This is a genomic window from Euhalothece natronophila Z-M001 (genome assembly GCF_007904085.1).
Taxonomy (GTDB): domain Bacteria; phylum Cyanobacteriota; class Cyanobacteriia; order Cyanobacteriales; family Rubidibacteraceae; genus Halothece; species Halothece natronophila.
The window spans coordinates 2,950,024-2,963,470 of the sequence record NZ_CP042326.1; the positions used below are offsets into that span (position 1 = coordinate 2,950,024).

A 13,447-nucleotide genomic window follows, 5' to 3' on the forward strand; every position below is an offset into this window, starting at 1 on the left:
TCAGTTCTGTAGTGCAGCCATCTTGGCTGCTACTAGGGAGCAAGATGCTCCCACTACTTTTAAGTTGCTGTTTTTTATATGAAATATCTAAATGTTTGCTACAGATAAAGCATTGAGAATAAAGTCCCATCCAGTGATCTGAGTAATCACTTGAGAACTTAATTTTGATAAGATTTTGGAAAGTCGCTTTCTTAAATCATCTAAATCGGGAAAGAATTCCCATTTCAAAGGTTTCTTAATTTCTTGCCATAATCGTTCAATGGGATTAACTTCTGGGGAATAAGGTGGTTGGAAAATTAAAATGACATTATCAGGAAGTTGTAACTCTAACCAAGTATGGCAACGACTGTTATCAACTTGTATTAAGTGTAAATCGTCAGGATATTCTTGAGCAAACCAGCTTAAATACTGCTCAAAGCAAAGACCATCAAGATGAGAAAATTCTCTGAAAAAATTCTCTCCCGTTCTCGGTTCCACTAAACCGTACAACCATAAATAATCAAACTTCCACTGTTTTTTTCCTGTCGGTTGAATTCCTTTACCTGTAATTTTTGTATCGTGAAGTGTGATTAACCCGATTCGAGATTCATCTTGGCACCAATATCTAATGTTTTGATATCGTTTAACCTTTTCTGAATTAGCTTCTAGTTGGGTTGTAACAATTTCACTTAGTTTTTTTTAAAAGCTTCCGGTGCTCCCAATTCCTGTTTGCTATGAACTGGACGTGGCACTTTCAGTTTTCCTTCTAAACCATAGCGGACTCGTTTATGAACAGCACTATAACTAATATCAATATCTTGAATTAACTGAAGCCATGTTTGAATTTCCTTATAACTAGAAAATCCTTCTGGATCTTCTAGTTCTTGGATTAATTTTTTTTCTACTGATGGCGTGATTTTAGGGACTCGCCCAGGACTTTTCTTAACTTCTAAAAGACCTTTGAGACCTCCTTTGCGATATTTACTGAGCCATCTTGATACTGTCGTTCGGTGTTTTCCGATTAGGGAGGCGAGCGCGCCGGTACTTCTGACTTGGTTCGTTTTCAGCCAATACAAGACTTGGATTCGTTCTTTGACTTCACTGTTTTGGGAGAAGTTGAGCTGTTTTTTAAGCTCTTGAGCTGACTCGGCAATCTCAATTTTAATGACACCTGCCATAGCTAATCTCGATTACTAACAATCTCTCCCTCTATTTGTAGCATACACAGTTCCATTTCATATTATTTGGAATCACTATAAAAATCCTCTCCTAGTAGGAGAGGAGATTAGCAATACTTAAAATTTACGATAACTATTGATCAGAGGACTTAAAGTTGTTGAGCCATTCTCGCACCTGTTCGGCAGCAATTTCACGAGAGCCTAAACCAAAGGCGAGCGCGATCGCGACAGCAATTGATCCGAATAGTAAGCCAAATGCCAAGTTAACAATGTTAGGTGCAATTCCCATTTGTTGTAATCCCAAAGCCAAACTAAAGGCAATAATCACAATGCGAGCGGCTTGGGCAAGGGTGCGGCTTTGTCTCATGCCAGAACTAGAAATGAGATTAAAGGCAAGATTGGCAAAGTATAACCCAATGGCAAAGATAATTAAACCAGCAATAATTCGCCCAGAAACTTCAACAATGCCACCCACTAACTCTGTAAGAGCTTGAATATCAAGAATACTAGCTGCTCCTAAAGTAGCAAACAGCATTAACCCGACAAGGGTAATAATTCCCATTAACTCTGAGGGAGTTCGGGTGGGAACTTGGGCTTGAGGAGCTTCTCCTTGATCAGTAATAATTGTGTCTGCTTCCTCACTTTCCTCGGTTTCACGAGCCGGACGTTGTAAGCCTAACCAAGTTGAGATATTGTTAAACCCGACATCGGTAAGGAAGTTAGTAACAAATTCACTAATGTACTGAGCCAGGAAGTAAGTAACCAGAAGGACTAACGTCGCTCCAAAGATTCTCGGTAAGGTATTGAAAAATTGACCCAACATGGTCACCGCTGGACCAGAAATTGCTTGGATTTGTAGGGCTTCTAAAGCCGCGATCGCGACGGGAATTAAAATCAGCACATAGACTACTGTGCCGATAATCCAAGAGAGAGATTGAGTTTGACCAGTTCCAGATAAGCCAATACGACCACCGAGTTGATCAGCACCAGTAGTGGTAAGAAGATTGGTAACAATTTTGCGGACAATCTGAGCAATAAACCAACCGATAATCCCAATTAAAATTGCAGCAAAGATATTGGGAAGGATACCAAGAACCCCATTAACTAATTCTTGAACCGGTCGTAAAGTTCCTTCTAACTCTAAGGTACTCAGAACTGAAGGCAGGAAAATCAGGAAAATCAGCCAGTAGAGGGTATTACCAATGGTGTCACTGATTAACAGTTCATTGTCAGTATCGGTGCTACCAATTTGTTCTCCAAAGCGCTGATCAATATCCATGGCTCGTAAAATCCGAACCGTTAAAATTCTCACGAGGGTAGCAAGTAGCCAAGCAATCCCAAGGAGAATCGCTGCTGCCGCAATTTGAGGTAAAAAGCCCGTGACTTGATTGAGGAGGGCGTTCAGCGGTTCTGTCACTGCATCCAGTTGCAGTGGTTGCAACGCAGCAACAATTACAAATAGTCGAACTAGCCAGAGAACAATTTCACCAATCCAGTTTTCTACCGGAGGTGGTTCTTCTCCCTGTTGTCCAGTTAGCCAAGTTGCAATTCGCTGATCAAGCTTAGTTCTTTTGATAAATTGCTTATTGACCACACGTCGGATCCACGGAGCCACTATCAACCAGCCAGCGAATAAGATGAGTAAAGCATAGACAAAAGCAGAAACATCTTCAGTAATGAGGGTTGCCAGTTGATTACCTAGAGCTCTACCAAATTCCTGTATAGCAGTCAACCCATTTTCAGTTTGCGCCAAAAGTCTCGGTGGTTGGATAAAGACAATCGAATGATTAGCGATAATCATGGTTTTTTCTTAATAGAATAAAGAGTGTGTACACTTAGCCAAGCATTAGGCTGATATTAAGAGCAGTATAAGCAAAGACTTGGCAATAATGCCATTAAAACCCACATTCCGCACCCCAACTGTCACATCGTCCGTTCCCCCTGGCTGAAATGAGAAGAGTTGCTCTTGGTACGTCCATTGGTCACATTGTAAGAGTGACTGCTTTTCAGGGACTCCCGTAGCACCCAGAGCCAAAAAAGGTGGGTTTCCAGAGAAGGAAAAGAAAGATAAACTAATCAATAAATCTTTTCTTGATGAGAATGAATTATGGTTAGTGTCTCGAATCACTTATCATCAATCGAAGTCACCAATTTAGACCATTTAGGAATTGTGGCAGGGTTAATTGATGAAATCGGACTGGTAGAACAAATCAATGAATTAGTGGTAGAACAAGCAGGAGAAAAAGTTAGCCCGGGTCATGCAGTTAAGGCAATGATTCTCAACGGATTGGGACTTTTTTCATCTCCCTTATACCTATTTCCAAAATTCTTTGAAGGCAAACCAACGGAACATTTAATTGGAGAAGGAATTCAAGCAGAACACTTAAATGATGATCGATTAGGACGAGTCTTAGACAAATTATATTTAACGGGATTAGAAGACATATTTCTCAGCATCGCCTTAAAAGCAGTCCAAAAATTTTCGATTGGTGCAGAAAGTATCCATCTCGATTCAAGCTCTTTAAGTGTCGAAGGAGAATACGAAAATACTTTAATAGAAGAAGCCAAGGTAGAAGTAAATTCGGAAGAAGGAGAAAAGCGAAATCCTCCTCAACAGATTCAAATTACCTATGGTTATTCTCGGGATAAACGCCCAGACTTAAAACAGTTTATGGTCGATTTAATTGGTAGTGGCGATGGGGATATTCCCCTTTTCTTAAGAACCGGAAGTGGCAATGAATCAGACCAAAAAATATTTCCTGAAATCTTTAAGCAATTCCGAAATCAAGTTAATTTCGATTCATTGATGGTAGCAGATAGGGCACTATACACCGCGGAAAATTTGAAACAAATGCAAGACTTGAAATGGCTGACGCGAGTTCCCTTCCGTCTGAAACCAGCTCAAGCTCTTGCTAGACAAATTAAATCCTCTCAAATGAGTTCCAGTTCTCTTGAGGGATATCGTTACTCGATTCACCAGAGAACTTCTGGGGGAATTGAACAACGATGGTTAGTGGTAGAAAGTGAAGAAAGAAAGGAATCCGACCAAAAACGTCTTCTAAAAAAAATAGAGAAAGAGCGACTGGAAGGAGAAAAACAATTACGACAGTTATCTCGACAAACTTATGCTTGTGTCCCTGATGCCATCAAAGCAGTCAAAAAACTAGAAAAGAAATTTAAGTATCATCAAATCAGCCAGATTGAAACTCGTGAAGAAAATAACAATCACCGCAAGCAAGCTCGGGTTAAAGTTCAAGCAGACTTAGAAGAAAATTTAGCCCTGATTCAGGAAGAAAAACAACTAGCTGGACGGTTTCTTCTCGCCACTAATGTTCTAGATGAAGCTGAACTTTCTCCGAATCAAATGCTCATTGAATATAAAGAGCAACAGTCAACGGAAAGGGGATTTCGGTTCTTAAAAGACCCCATGTTTTTAGCAGACAGCATTTTCATTAAATCTCCTGAACGAATTCAGGCGATGGTCTTAATTCTGGGCTTGTGTCTGCTCATTTATAATTTGGGGCAAAGAGAACTGCGCTCGGCTTTAGTTAGACGAGGGGAAATGGTTAAAAATCAATTAGGGAAAGAAACCAATTCTCCTACTTTACGTTGGATTTTTCAACAATTTCAAGCGGTTCACTTGTTGAAATTTAGAGGAGAAAACGAAGTTTCTAATCTCACTGAAGAGAGATTAAATTTACTACAATTGTTTCCCAAACCTTGCCAACAATATTATTTATTAGTGTAAGGGAAGTTTCCCCGAAGGAGTGAAAATCAAAGCTGAAGTCAGTTAAGAGCTGCTGTAATTTCAGGCTTAGGAATTCTCAATTACTCTTGGTTGATGAGAATAAGAAGAGTTCACCCTGATTCTCCCCCTAAGTTTGATGCTAAAATCAATCAATTCCCCTTGATACGGTCGCCAAACGGACAAGGTGACAGTTGAGGGTGCGGAATGTGGGTTAAAAATTGAATTCGGGTTTATTTTAACTGATACTTGTCAAAATTTCTCTTCAAACTTCAATGTGATTCATAAACTGCGCTAATCCGCTTCGCGCTCGGTTAGCGTTTTCAGTAGCCCTGGAAATCCTACACGATAGAATCTCCGAGCCTCCAGGCTGGTTTATAGAGCAACCCCATTTTTGTATCATCAAAGCACCATTGAGATCGGCATCTCCAACCCAACCACAGTATTGATTAGAACACTTAAAACTTTTATTGGTTCTTATTCCAATGTGTTTGCAACAGTGGCAAGTCTGACTGGTATAGGCAGGAGGAATAGCAATTACTTTTACTCCTTCCTTAACCCCTTTATATTCCAAGAAAGTTCTTAATTGATAAAAAGCCCAAGAGTTAGACCGTCTTCTTTCAGTCTTGTTTCTGGGTTTCTGGTTAGTCCGTTCACGAATACCAGTTAAGTCTTCAATTGCCACTGCGGAGTTAGTCTCTTTTGCTTCTGAGATGATAGTTTGACTAATGTTGTGGTTAACCCACTTTTGATATCTCTTTTCACGCCCAGATAACCGTTTCAAGACCTCTTTGCATCTTCTGCGAGACGATCTTGTGCCCTGACGCGCTTTTTTCTGAAGAGATGATCTTACTCTAGAAAACTTATCTCTTTTTCGTTGGATTTCTTTCCCATCCCATCCTTGATTAGTGGACGTTCTAGCTATTTCCCGTCTCCCAAAGTCAACTCCAATAACCTTGTCAGTTTTTTGAGGTTCTGGATAATCAATCGTTATCTGAACATGACAATACCATTGACCATCTTTATGTTTGCAAATTTGAGCCGAAGTGGGCTTGCGCCCTGTTAGTTTACCCTTATGGTAATTGCTGGTTCTTAAGGCTAGTCTTAACCGCTTACCAAGAGTAGAGACGCTAACTGTCCAATCTTTTTCCCGAAAAGAGAAAGTCCTACCATCACAATCGAAAGAGGTGGGTTTGAACCCTTTAACTTTCCGACCTTTATGTTTGGCAGTCTTTCGGTTAGAGGCGACCCTAGCGCAAGCACGGACAATATGGTTAGCCTTTAACCCAAACTGTTCTTTAACATTGTTATAGCAGACAGCTTGGATTGAGTTGCGATTGGTTAAACGATGGTTTACGTTCTCATTCACCCAAGTACAAGCATTAGCAAAAGCCTGAGCAGTTTCTTCAAGTTGAGTGGCTTGCTCAGGTTCTACATTTAGCTTTACTACAAGGGTCAGAGTCTGTTCCATCTTTTTTAAAAAGTCACGACGATGAGTCTAGCACATCTAAAGTTGGTTTAGCTTCGGGGATCGAACCCGTGGCTAAACGCGCTATCCCTCTACGACCCGCTTCGCTGAGGTCCTAGCCTCCCGCGCTTTCGGTGAAATTCATCGCTATAATTCTCTCTTTACAGTACTTATACTCATGCTATTACCACGTTAGGCTTAGAGTTTAGGGAATGATTTAATTAAGGGAATTACTATGAATCCTTTAATAAACTGCTCTCACTTATAAAGGTTAATTAGATTGGGGAACAAGTCTCTCGGCAATTATGTTACCTTTACATGGGCTTAATATTTATTTACAATCCAATCAAGGAGGATTTAGGATACCGCTGTGACTATTTTATGGTTAGTAGGGGCAAGTTGCATCGGCTGGTTTATAAGCAGCCTTGTTGGTGGGGGAAGTCCTCTAATCTTAATACCGGTAATGAGCTTATTTCTCGAAGCCTCTGCAATTCCTCCCATTATTACGATTGGGATGTTATTTGGTAATGGGCAACGAGTGGGATTATATTGGCAAGAAATTGATTTAGAATTGACGCGTTGGTATTTGCCAGGTGCTATTTTAGGCGCGATTGCAGGAGTTTTTTTATTTACAAAGCTACAATTAGAATGGCTAACACTCTTGTTAGGGATTATTCTCATCACCTCAATTTTTAGTTACCGTTTAGCAGAAATTTTACCCTTATTTCAAGTTAAAAGCTGGTACTTTTTGCCAGTTGGTTTTATTTATGCTTTTCTCTCTGGATTGATGGGGAGTACTGGTCCTTTACTTAATCCTTTATATCTTAATTATGGTTTAGAAAAAGAAAAAATGATTGGCACAAAATCTGCTCATGTTTTAGTGGTTCATATTGTAAAAATCTTTACCTATCTTAGCTTCGGAATTTTTTCTTCTTCTATTATTGTCTATGGCTTAATCATTGGTATTGGAGCTTTTCCAGGAAATTGGCTAGGTCAAAAGGTTTTAGTTAGAATGGAAACAACACAGTTTCGGAAAATCGCGATCGCGTTTGTTTTAATTAGTGGTTTCATGTTAATTTGGAATCAAAGACATATTCTTAGCTTTATTTATTAAAATGTTATCAGAAATTACAGTTAATTTAGAAACTAATTCTTATCAGATCGCGATCGCGCCTCAATTAATTAATAACATTGGCAGTTACTTACAATCTCTTCCCATTGGCAATAAAATTATAGTGGTATCTAATACCATGATTTTTGACCACTATGGTGAATCACTAATTAAAGCTATAGAAAAAGCCAACTTTTCCGTTTCCTATAAAATTCTTCCTGATGGGGAACGACATAAAACCCTTCTTTCGGTGCAAAAAATTTATGATCAAGCCCTAGAAAACTATCTGGAACGATCTTCAACCCTAATTGCCCTTGGTGGCGGTGTAATTGGCGATATGACAGGGTTTGCTGCGGCTACTTGGTTAAGGGGAATTAATGTTATTCAAATTCCCACCTCTTTATTAGCGATGGTTGACGCAGCCATTGGCGGAAAAACAGGAGTCAATCATCCCCAAGGAAAAAATTTAATTGGCGCATTTCATCAACCCAAATTAGTCTTAATTGATCCCGAAGTCTTAAAAACCCTTCCTCATCGTGAATTTCGTGCTGGAATGGCAGAAGTGATCAAATATGGGGTGATTTGGAGTGATGACTTATTTCAACAATTAGAAAGCGCACAACGCTTAGATCAGTTAGATTATCTAAGCTCAGACTTATTACAAAATATTCTTACACAATCCTGTCAAGCCAAAGCTGATGTAGTGAGTCAAGATGAAAAAGAAGGAGGATTAAGGGCTATTTTAAACTATGGTCATACCGTTGGTCATGCCATTGAAAGTTTAACGGGATATCGCTTAGTGAATCATGGTGAAGCCGTTGCCATCGGCATGTCAGTAGCAGGAAAAATTGCCGTTAAAATGGGGTATTGGTCAGAACAAGAAAGCCAACGTCAAGACCAATTAATTCTCAAAACAGGGTTACCCAAAACAGTTCCCCCCATGTTGAAAGTTGAAGACATCTTAGAAACCCTAAAAAGTGATAAAAAAGTCAAAAATGGGAAAGTTCGATTTGTATTGCCACAAAAAATTGGCGCAGCCACTGTTACTGACGAAGTGAGTCCAGAAATTGTGAAAGAAGCAGTTAAAGAATGTCAAGAAAGTACATAAGTTTTTGTCCTTTGTCCTTTGTACACTAATGACAAGTGAGCTACTCCCGTTAAATCGAAGATTCTAACGGGAGCTTCCTACCCAATCGGTTGCTTTTCTAATCGTAGGAAAAGAGAAGTCTTACACCAAGGCGATAGGCGAACAGCCCGGCTCCCGAGCTTTATAGATAATTGGATGGAAGAGAATCAAAAATTCTTTTATATCTTGGCTTGGTTTTCGCCGAAAAAAGTTCCCCATCTGAAACTTTTTCCATGATAGCACGACTGTTCTCATTCATCTCACCGACAAATCAAAGATTCTGTCGGGAGACTTCTGAGAACGGATAGTTAAATGTTGCGCCAGTGGCATTAATGTCTAGAGGATAAACAGTGGCTTGTACTGCTTCCTTTTCCCACGCATTTTGCATCACTTCGGCAACTTTCATGGCATCTCCCTTACTGGTAATAGCTAATAGGGTAGGCCCTGCACCACTAATCGCTACTCCATACGCCCCAGCACTTAACGCTGCTTCCTCCACTTGAGGATAACCGGGAATTAGCTGTTGACGATAGGGTTGATGGAGTTGATCCTGCATTCCTAAGCCTAGCCAGTGAGAGTTTCCCGTTTCTAACGCCCGTAGAAGTACCCCTAAGTGAGAACTATTAAAAATAGCAACATCACGAGAAAATTGTGAGGGTAACACCGATCGCGCTTCTTGGGTAGAAAGCTCAAAATTAGGAATCGCCACCACGGGAACAAAATCATCTGACCAAGGAATTTGGCACACCTCCCAGTGTTTATCCGTCGGAATTGAGAGGCGACATCCTCCCAAGAAAGCAGGAACAATATTATCAGGATGACCTTCAAGCGCGATCGCGATTTGTAATAACTCCCACTCCTGTAAAGGATTTCCAGACAACGCATTAGCAGCCAATAGCCCACCAACAATCGCCGTCGCAGAACTCCCTAATCCTCTAGAAAGCGGAACTCCCAATTGAATTTTAATTGTTACAGCAGGAGGAGACTCCCCCAAATGTTCATAAAACTTAGTAAAAGCTCGATAAAGTAAATTATCTGACCCTTGACTTACCGCCTTAGCTTCCTCTCCAGTCACAACAATTTCTACAGGAGAAGCAGAAGCCTCTTGCAGGATAAACTCAAATTGATTGTAAAGTGTCAAAGCAACCCCCAAACAATCAAATCCCGGCCCGAGGTTTGCACTTGTCGCTGGAACTTCTACCACTACTTTGGAAACTACCATAACTATCCTGATTGATGAGCCAACTCATCCTACCTTAAATTTCGAGTGAATAAGTCGTGAACTACGCAAAGCCACTACGTTGAGCTTTGCGCTTCCTGCCCAACAGACTGCGACACAGTAGAAGTTTTACGACCTCTACTATCTCGACTTACATCTGGGCGACAGGCGATCTCCCCCGTTCCAGAGGAGATAATTCGCACTCCTTCGTCTCTGATATTGATAGCGGCGTTGATGTCTCGGTCGTGTTCTGTACCACACTTTTCACACCGCCAATGTCTAATCTCAAGTGGAAGGTTTCTTACTTGATTTAGACAGACATGACAAGTCTTAGAGCTGGGGAAGAATCTATCAACTTCTTGATAGACTTTACCTTCCCACTCTGCTTTATATTTCAACATTGTGCAAAATTGACCCCAACCCACCTGACTAATTGCTTTAGCTAGGTTGTGGTTTTTGACCATATTCTTGACGGCTAAATTCTCCACACAAATAACTTGGTTTTCGTTTACTATCCTGCGCGATAGCTTGTGCTGGAAATCTAACCGACAATCAGATATTTTTTTGTGAACTCTAGCGACTTGTTTGCGAGTTTTATTTCGATTGTTAGACCCTTTTTGTCTTCTAGAGAGACGTTTTTGCTGAGCCTTTAACTTTTTCTCATGCCTATCAAGCCATTTTGGGTTTTCAAACTTAGAGCCATCGCTGGTAATCGCAAAATGATTAATTCCAAGATCAATACCAATTGCTTTTCCCTCACTAGATTGTTCAGGTAATTCTTTCCCGTCTTCTGTCAAGATCGAAGCATAGTAATGTCCTTGACAATTCAGAGACACCGTAACACTTTTAATTGTCCCCTCAATTTCTTGGTGAATCTTGGCGTAAACCACTCCCATTTTGGGGAATTTTAAGCCGTCACCAACGAGAGAAACATTTTGAGGATAAGTAATTGATTGCCTTCGGTGTTTAGCCCTGAAGGAAGGAAAAGAAGCCCGTCCTTCAAAGAAGTTAATGAAAGCTCTTGATAAGTTGAGAGCAACCAATTGTAAGCACTGGGAATAAGGTTCTTTCAACCATTCGTATTCTTGTTTGAGCTTTTTAATCTCCTTCTGAATAGCGAATCGGTTAAGTCCTTTTCCTGTTGCTTTATAGGTTTCGCACGTTAGGTTGAGAGAATAATTCCACAAAAAGCGATAACACCCAAAGCTCTTTGCTAGGTGCTGTTCTTGCGCTTTTGTTGGATAGATTCTAACTTTGGTAGCTCTCAACATAATCCAATAAAATTTTTAGTGATAAATCTATCGTAGCACAAATTTGTAGATATGTGTTCTAAGTTCGCTTTCATGAGGGGCTGTGGGCGCCCTTCGGTGCGGGCTTCTTGCGTTCTGGTGTTTCCCCAGAACTAAGCCCTTAGAATCGCATTCCGTCCTCACTTCGCTTCGGTTTATAAGTCCCGTCCCCAATTCGCTTCGCTGAAGTTGGGGACTTCTCGCTCACACTAGTTTAAATTATCTCTAGCACAACATTTCTTTTTGCATTAAGGTAAAAGGTAAGTTTTACAGCAATGCCTTCGGAAGAACTATGAGCGAACCTAATACTCCTCAATCTAACTACTCCTCCTTTGATAACAACGATACCTCTTCTACAAATGATGATTCCCTTGACGAACTCATTGCCTTTCTAGATGATTCTAATTCTGAGTCAGAAAACATTGATCCCGAAGACCCCTTATTCATAGAAGAAGCTGTAGAAGAGGAATTGAATCAAACCTCATTAAAAAAAGAAGTTGAAAATCCTCAAGAGGAGGAACTAAGTAATGAAAGCCTTTATGAACAAAACCACAGAATCCTCTATCATAATGCTCAACTCCAAAAAGCCTTAGAAAGCACCCAAGCAGAACTTGAACAACAAAAGTTTCAGTTACGTCAAGCTGAAGAGTTGAATGAACAACAAAGTGATGAACTCAACGCAGCTTATGAACAACATCTAAGTTTATCCCAAGAATTAAAAAGCACTCGTCAAAACAACCAATATCAAGAAGAACAAATTACTCATCTTCGTAACTCCCTTCAAGTTTCCCAACAGAGAGTTGCCCAACTAGAAAGAGAATGCGCCCTCATTCAAAAGCAGTTCCAAGAGCAATCTTATAAACTTTCACAGGCAGAAAAGCAAGTGCGAGAACTGTCATTCCGTTTGCAACAACAACGCCGTTACACTTGGCAATTTAAAGTCGCCCTCAATAAATATTTAGAAAACAACCCTCAGATTGAAAGTAATTATTCTCTTGCTATTAACTCTGTTCCATCCCAGCCGATTCCAGCCTGGTCTAGTCAAAATCAGACTTTTTCTAATTCTAATCATGAGGCAAAAGAGTTTAGTCTTTTAGATCAGGAAGCACCTGAAGAAGCAGAACAGCAATTGTTAGAGGATAGCATAGAATCTCCTTCTGAAGCAGAAATAAGTAGGGAGCTTGAGACATCAAACACAGAAATAGAAGACTTTAATATCCACGAGTCATCCACAGAATCCCTCTTTTCACCGCAACCGACAAATGAATCAGTAACGGAAATTGACCCCCCCTCTCATTATCCCGAAAAAGAAACCTCTCCTTCTCCAACTCTCCCTCGCTATCAAAATCGTAAAAAGCGCACATCATACGCCTCTGTCCAATTACCGAATTTCAACCGCTAGCTAATTTCTCTCATAAGTGCGGTGCGAAGCAACCCTAAAATCGTTTAAACTAGCCACAAGAATCTATTAATGACTTGCTCATTTATTACTAAAGAGACTAACTATGACAACTGGCGCTAATTTTATAACAAACGTTCTCGTTAATACTATCCAAATCTACCTGCTGCTACTTTTTGTTCGCATTCTCCTCAGTTGGTTCCAAACAGCAGGCTGGGCACAACAAGCAATGTCATACCTCAGCCCAATTACTGATCCCTATCTTAATATTTTTCGCTCTTTTATTCCCCCATTAGGTGGAATTGACTTATCCCCTATTCTTGCTATTTTTAGCCTACAAATTATTGCTAGTTTGCTTGGCAGCTTTTAAAAGCTACTTCTAGGACTAACAGAGCTAGAAAAGCCAGAAGCCTTAAATTGCTCTAACTTTAAAGGCGTTGGTTGATTCGCCGGTACACTAATTCTGAGGCTGAACTCACTAACGCCAGGGGGGACTTCCGCAATTGAACCTACCCGAGTGCGATTTTGTAATACTGGATTGCCATTGGCATCATAAATCCGCCCATACACATCAGCATCGTAAATTGTTTTTCCAGAAGTGTTTTTGGCTTCACCAGTCACCATAAAACAATTCGCAGCCTCCGAATTATAGCTGAGTAAGCCCCCTTGGTATTCTTCTGGACAGTCTTGATAAGAAAGGTTAGAAATTTGAATTTGGGTAAGAGCTTCAGCCTTCGGGGCAGCTAAAAAGCCTATTAGTAAAAAGACGAAGGAAAAGATAACAACAGCTAAATTGCGAAATATCATATTTTTCTTATATTTTTCTCCTCATCCTATGTTAGTGCAATTTGCCCATGTCTTCTATGTTTTTGCAGTTCATGTGAGCATCATGTCAGAAATTCCTCATAAAGTGTAACAAAAAATACAGAAATA

At 40.2% G+C, this 13,447-nt stretch carries 12 protein-coding genes; 5 read left to right on the forward strand and 7 right to left on the reverse strand.

Annotated elements, in window-relative coordinates:
- Nucleotides 1-87: 87 nt before the first annotated feature.
- The 3 genes from FRE64_RS18350 to FRE64_RS14565 form a co-directional block, all read right to left on the reverse strand.
- Nucleotides 88-663: an IS630 family transposase gene (locus FRE64_RS18350; protein ID WP_390622272.1), complete on the reverse strand. Its 576-nt coding sequence runs from the start codon at nt 661-663 to the stop codon at nt 88-90.
- 5 nt (nt 664-668) lie between these two features.
- A complete protein-coding gene (locus tag FRE64_RS18355; RefSeq protein ID WP_390622233.1) occupies nt 669-1,157 on the reverse strand; it encodes a helix-turn-helix domain-containing protein in 489 nt (162 codons plus the stop codon).
- 133 nt (nt 1,158-1,290) lie between these two features.
- A complete protein-coding gene (locus FRE64_RS14565) occupies nt 1,291-2,958 on the reverse strand; it encodes a mechanosensitive ion channel (protein ID WP_146296892.1) in 1,668 nt (555 codons plus the stop codon).
- A gap of 306 nt (nt 2,959-3,264) precedes the next feature.
- Between FRE64_RS14565 and FRE64_RS14570 the strand changes: the two genes are divergently transcribed.
- Nucleotides 3,265-4,905 carry an IS1634 family transposase gene (locus tag FRE64_RS14570; protein ID WP_146296893.1) on the forward strand — a complete coding sequence of 547 codons (1,641 nt, stop codon included), beginning with the start codon at nt 3,265-3,267 and terminating at the stop codon, nt 4,903-4,905.
- A gap of 262 nt (nt 4,906-5,167) precedes the next feature.
- On the opposite strand, the gene FRE64_RS14575 is transcribed toward FRE64_RS14570, so the two are convergent.
- Nucleotides 5,168-6,373, reverse strand: coding sequence for an RNA-guided endonuclease InsQ/TnpB family protein (locus FRE64_RS14575; RefSeq protein ID WP_146296894.1), 1,206 nt, complete (start codon nt 6,371-6,373; stop codon nt 5,168-5,170).
- Between the two features lie 367 nt (nt 6,374-6,740).
- On the opposite strand from FRE64_RS14575, the gene FRE64_RS14580 reads away from it, so the two are divergent.
- Both FRE64_RS14580 and aroB read left to right on the forward strand, forming a co-directional pair.
- Nucleotides 6,741-7,484 (forward strand): sulfite exporter TauE/SafE family protein, encoded by a 744-nt coding sequence (locus FRE64_RS14580; RefSeq protein WP_146296895.1) that lies wholly within the window; start codon nt 6,741-6,743, stop codon nt 7,482-7,484.
- Nucleotide 7,485: 1 nt separating this feature from the next.
- Nucleotides 7,486-8,589, forward strand: coding sequence for a 3-dehydroquinate synthase (gene aroB, locus FRE64_RS14585; protein ID WP_146296896.1), 1,104 nt, complete (start codon nt 7,486-7,488; stop codon nt 8,587-8,589).
- 289 nt (nt 8,590-8,878) lie between these two features.
- Here the strand turns inward: aroB and thrB are convergent, their stop codons facing one another.
- Both thrB and FRE64_RS14595 read right to left on the reverse strand, forming a co-directional pair.
- The gene (gene thrB / locus FRE64_RS14590) at nt 8,879-9,829 is read right to left on the reverse strand and encodes a homoserine kinase (protein ID WP_146296897.1); all 951 of its coding nucleotides are present in this window, start codon (nt 9,827-9,829) and stop codon (nt 8,879-8,881) included.
- A gap of 74 nt (nt 9,830-9,903) precedes the next feature.
- Nucleotides 9,904-11,097, reverse strand: a complete 1,194-nt coding sequence (locus tag FRE64_RS14595; protein WP_146296898.1) for an RNA-guided endonuclease InsQ/TnpB family protein — start codon at nt 11,095-11,097, stop codon at nt 9,904-9,906.
- A 310-nt stretch (nt 11,098-11,407) separates the two neighbouring features.
- Here FRE64_RS14595 and FRE64_RS14600 point away from each other — a divergent pair, with 310 nt between their 5' ends.
- Together FRE64_RS14600 and FRE64_RS14605 are read left to right on the forward strand one after the other, a co-directional pair.
- Nucleotides 11,408-12,517 (forward strand): hypothetical protein, encoded by a 1,110-nt coding sequence (locus FRE64_RS14600; RefSeq protein ID WP_146296899.1) that lies wholly within the window; start codon nt 11,408-11,410, stop codon nt 12,515-12,517.
- Between the two features lie 103 nt (nt 12,518-12,620).
- Entirely contained in the window at nt 12,621-12,884 is a 264-nt protein-coding gene (locus FRE64_RS14605; protein ID WP_146296900.1) for a YggT family protein, read from the forward strand.
- Here FRE64_RS14605 and FRE64_RS14610 read toward each other — a convergent pair.
- Complete coding sequence (locus FRE64_RS14610) at nt 12,881-13,321, reverse strand: FxLYD domain-containing protein (RefSeq protein WP_146296901.1); 441 nt, start codon at nt 13,319-13,321, stop codon at nt 12,881-12,883. The two genes, FRE64_RS14605 and FRE64_RS14610, sit on opposite strands and share 4 nt — an antisense overlap.
- Nucleotides 13,322-13,447 lie beyond the last annotated feature (126 nt).

Coding starts and splice junctions, on each gene's coding strand:
- thrB (WP_146296897.1), bottom strand. CDS start 9,829: ATGGTAGTTTCCAAAGTAGTGGTAGAAGTTCCAGCGACAAGTGCAAAC.
- FRE64_RS14605 (WP_146296900.1), top strand. CDS start 12,621: ATGACAACTGGCGCTAATTTTATAACAAACGTTCTCGTTAATACTATC.
- FRE64_RS14570 (WP_146296893.1), top strand. CDS start 3,265: ATGGTTAGTGTCTCGAATCACTTATCATCAATCGAAGTCACCAATTTA.
- FRE64_RS14610 (WP_146296901.1), bottom strand. CDS start 13,321: ATGATATTTCGCAATTTAGCTGTTGTTATCTTTTCCTTCGTCTTTTTA.
- FRE64_RS14600 (WP_146296899.1), top strand. CDS start 11,408: ATGAGCGAACCTAATACTCCTCAATCTAACTACTCCTCCTTTGATAAC.
- aroB (WP_146296896.1), top strand. CDS start 7,486: ATGTTATCAGAAATTACAGTTAATTTAGAAACTAATTCTTATCAGATC.
- FRE64_RS18355 (WP_390622233.1), bottom strand. CDS start 1,157: ATGGCAGGTGTCATTAAAATTGAGATTGCCGAGTCAGCTCAAGAGCTT.
- FRE64_RS14575 (WP_146296894.1), bottom strand. CDS start 6,373: ATGGAACAGACTCTGACCCTTGTAGTAAAGCTAAATGTAGAACCTGAG.
- FRE64_RS14595 (WP_146296898.1), bottom strand. CDS start 11,097: ATGTTGAGAGCTACCAAAGTTAGAATCTATCCAACAAAAGCGCAAGAA.
- FRE64_RS14565 (WP_146296892.1), bottom strand. CDS start 2,958: ATGATTATCGCTAATCATTCGATTGTCTTTATCCAACCACCGAGACTT.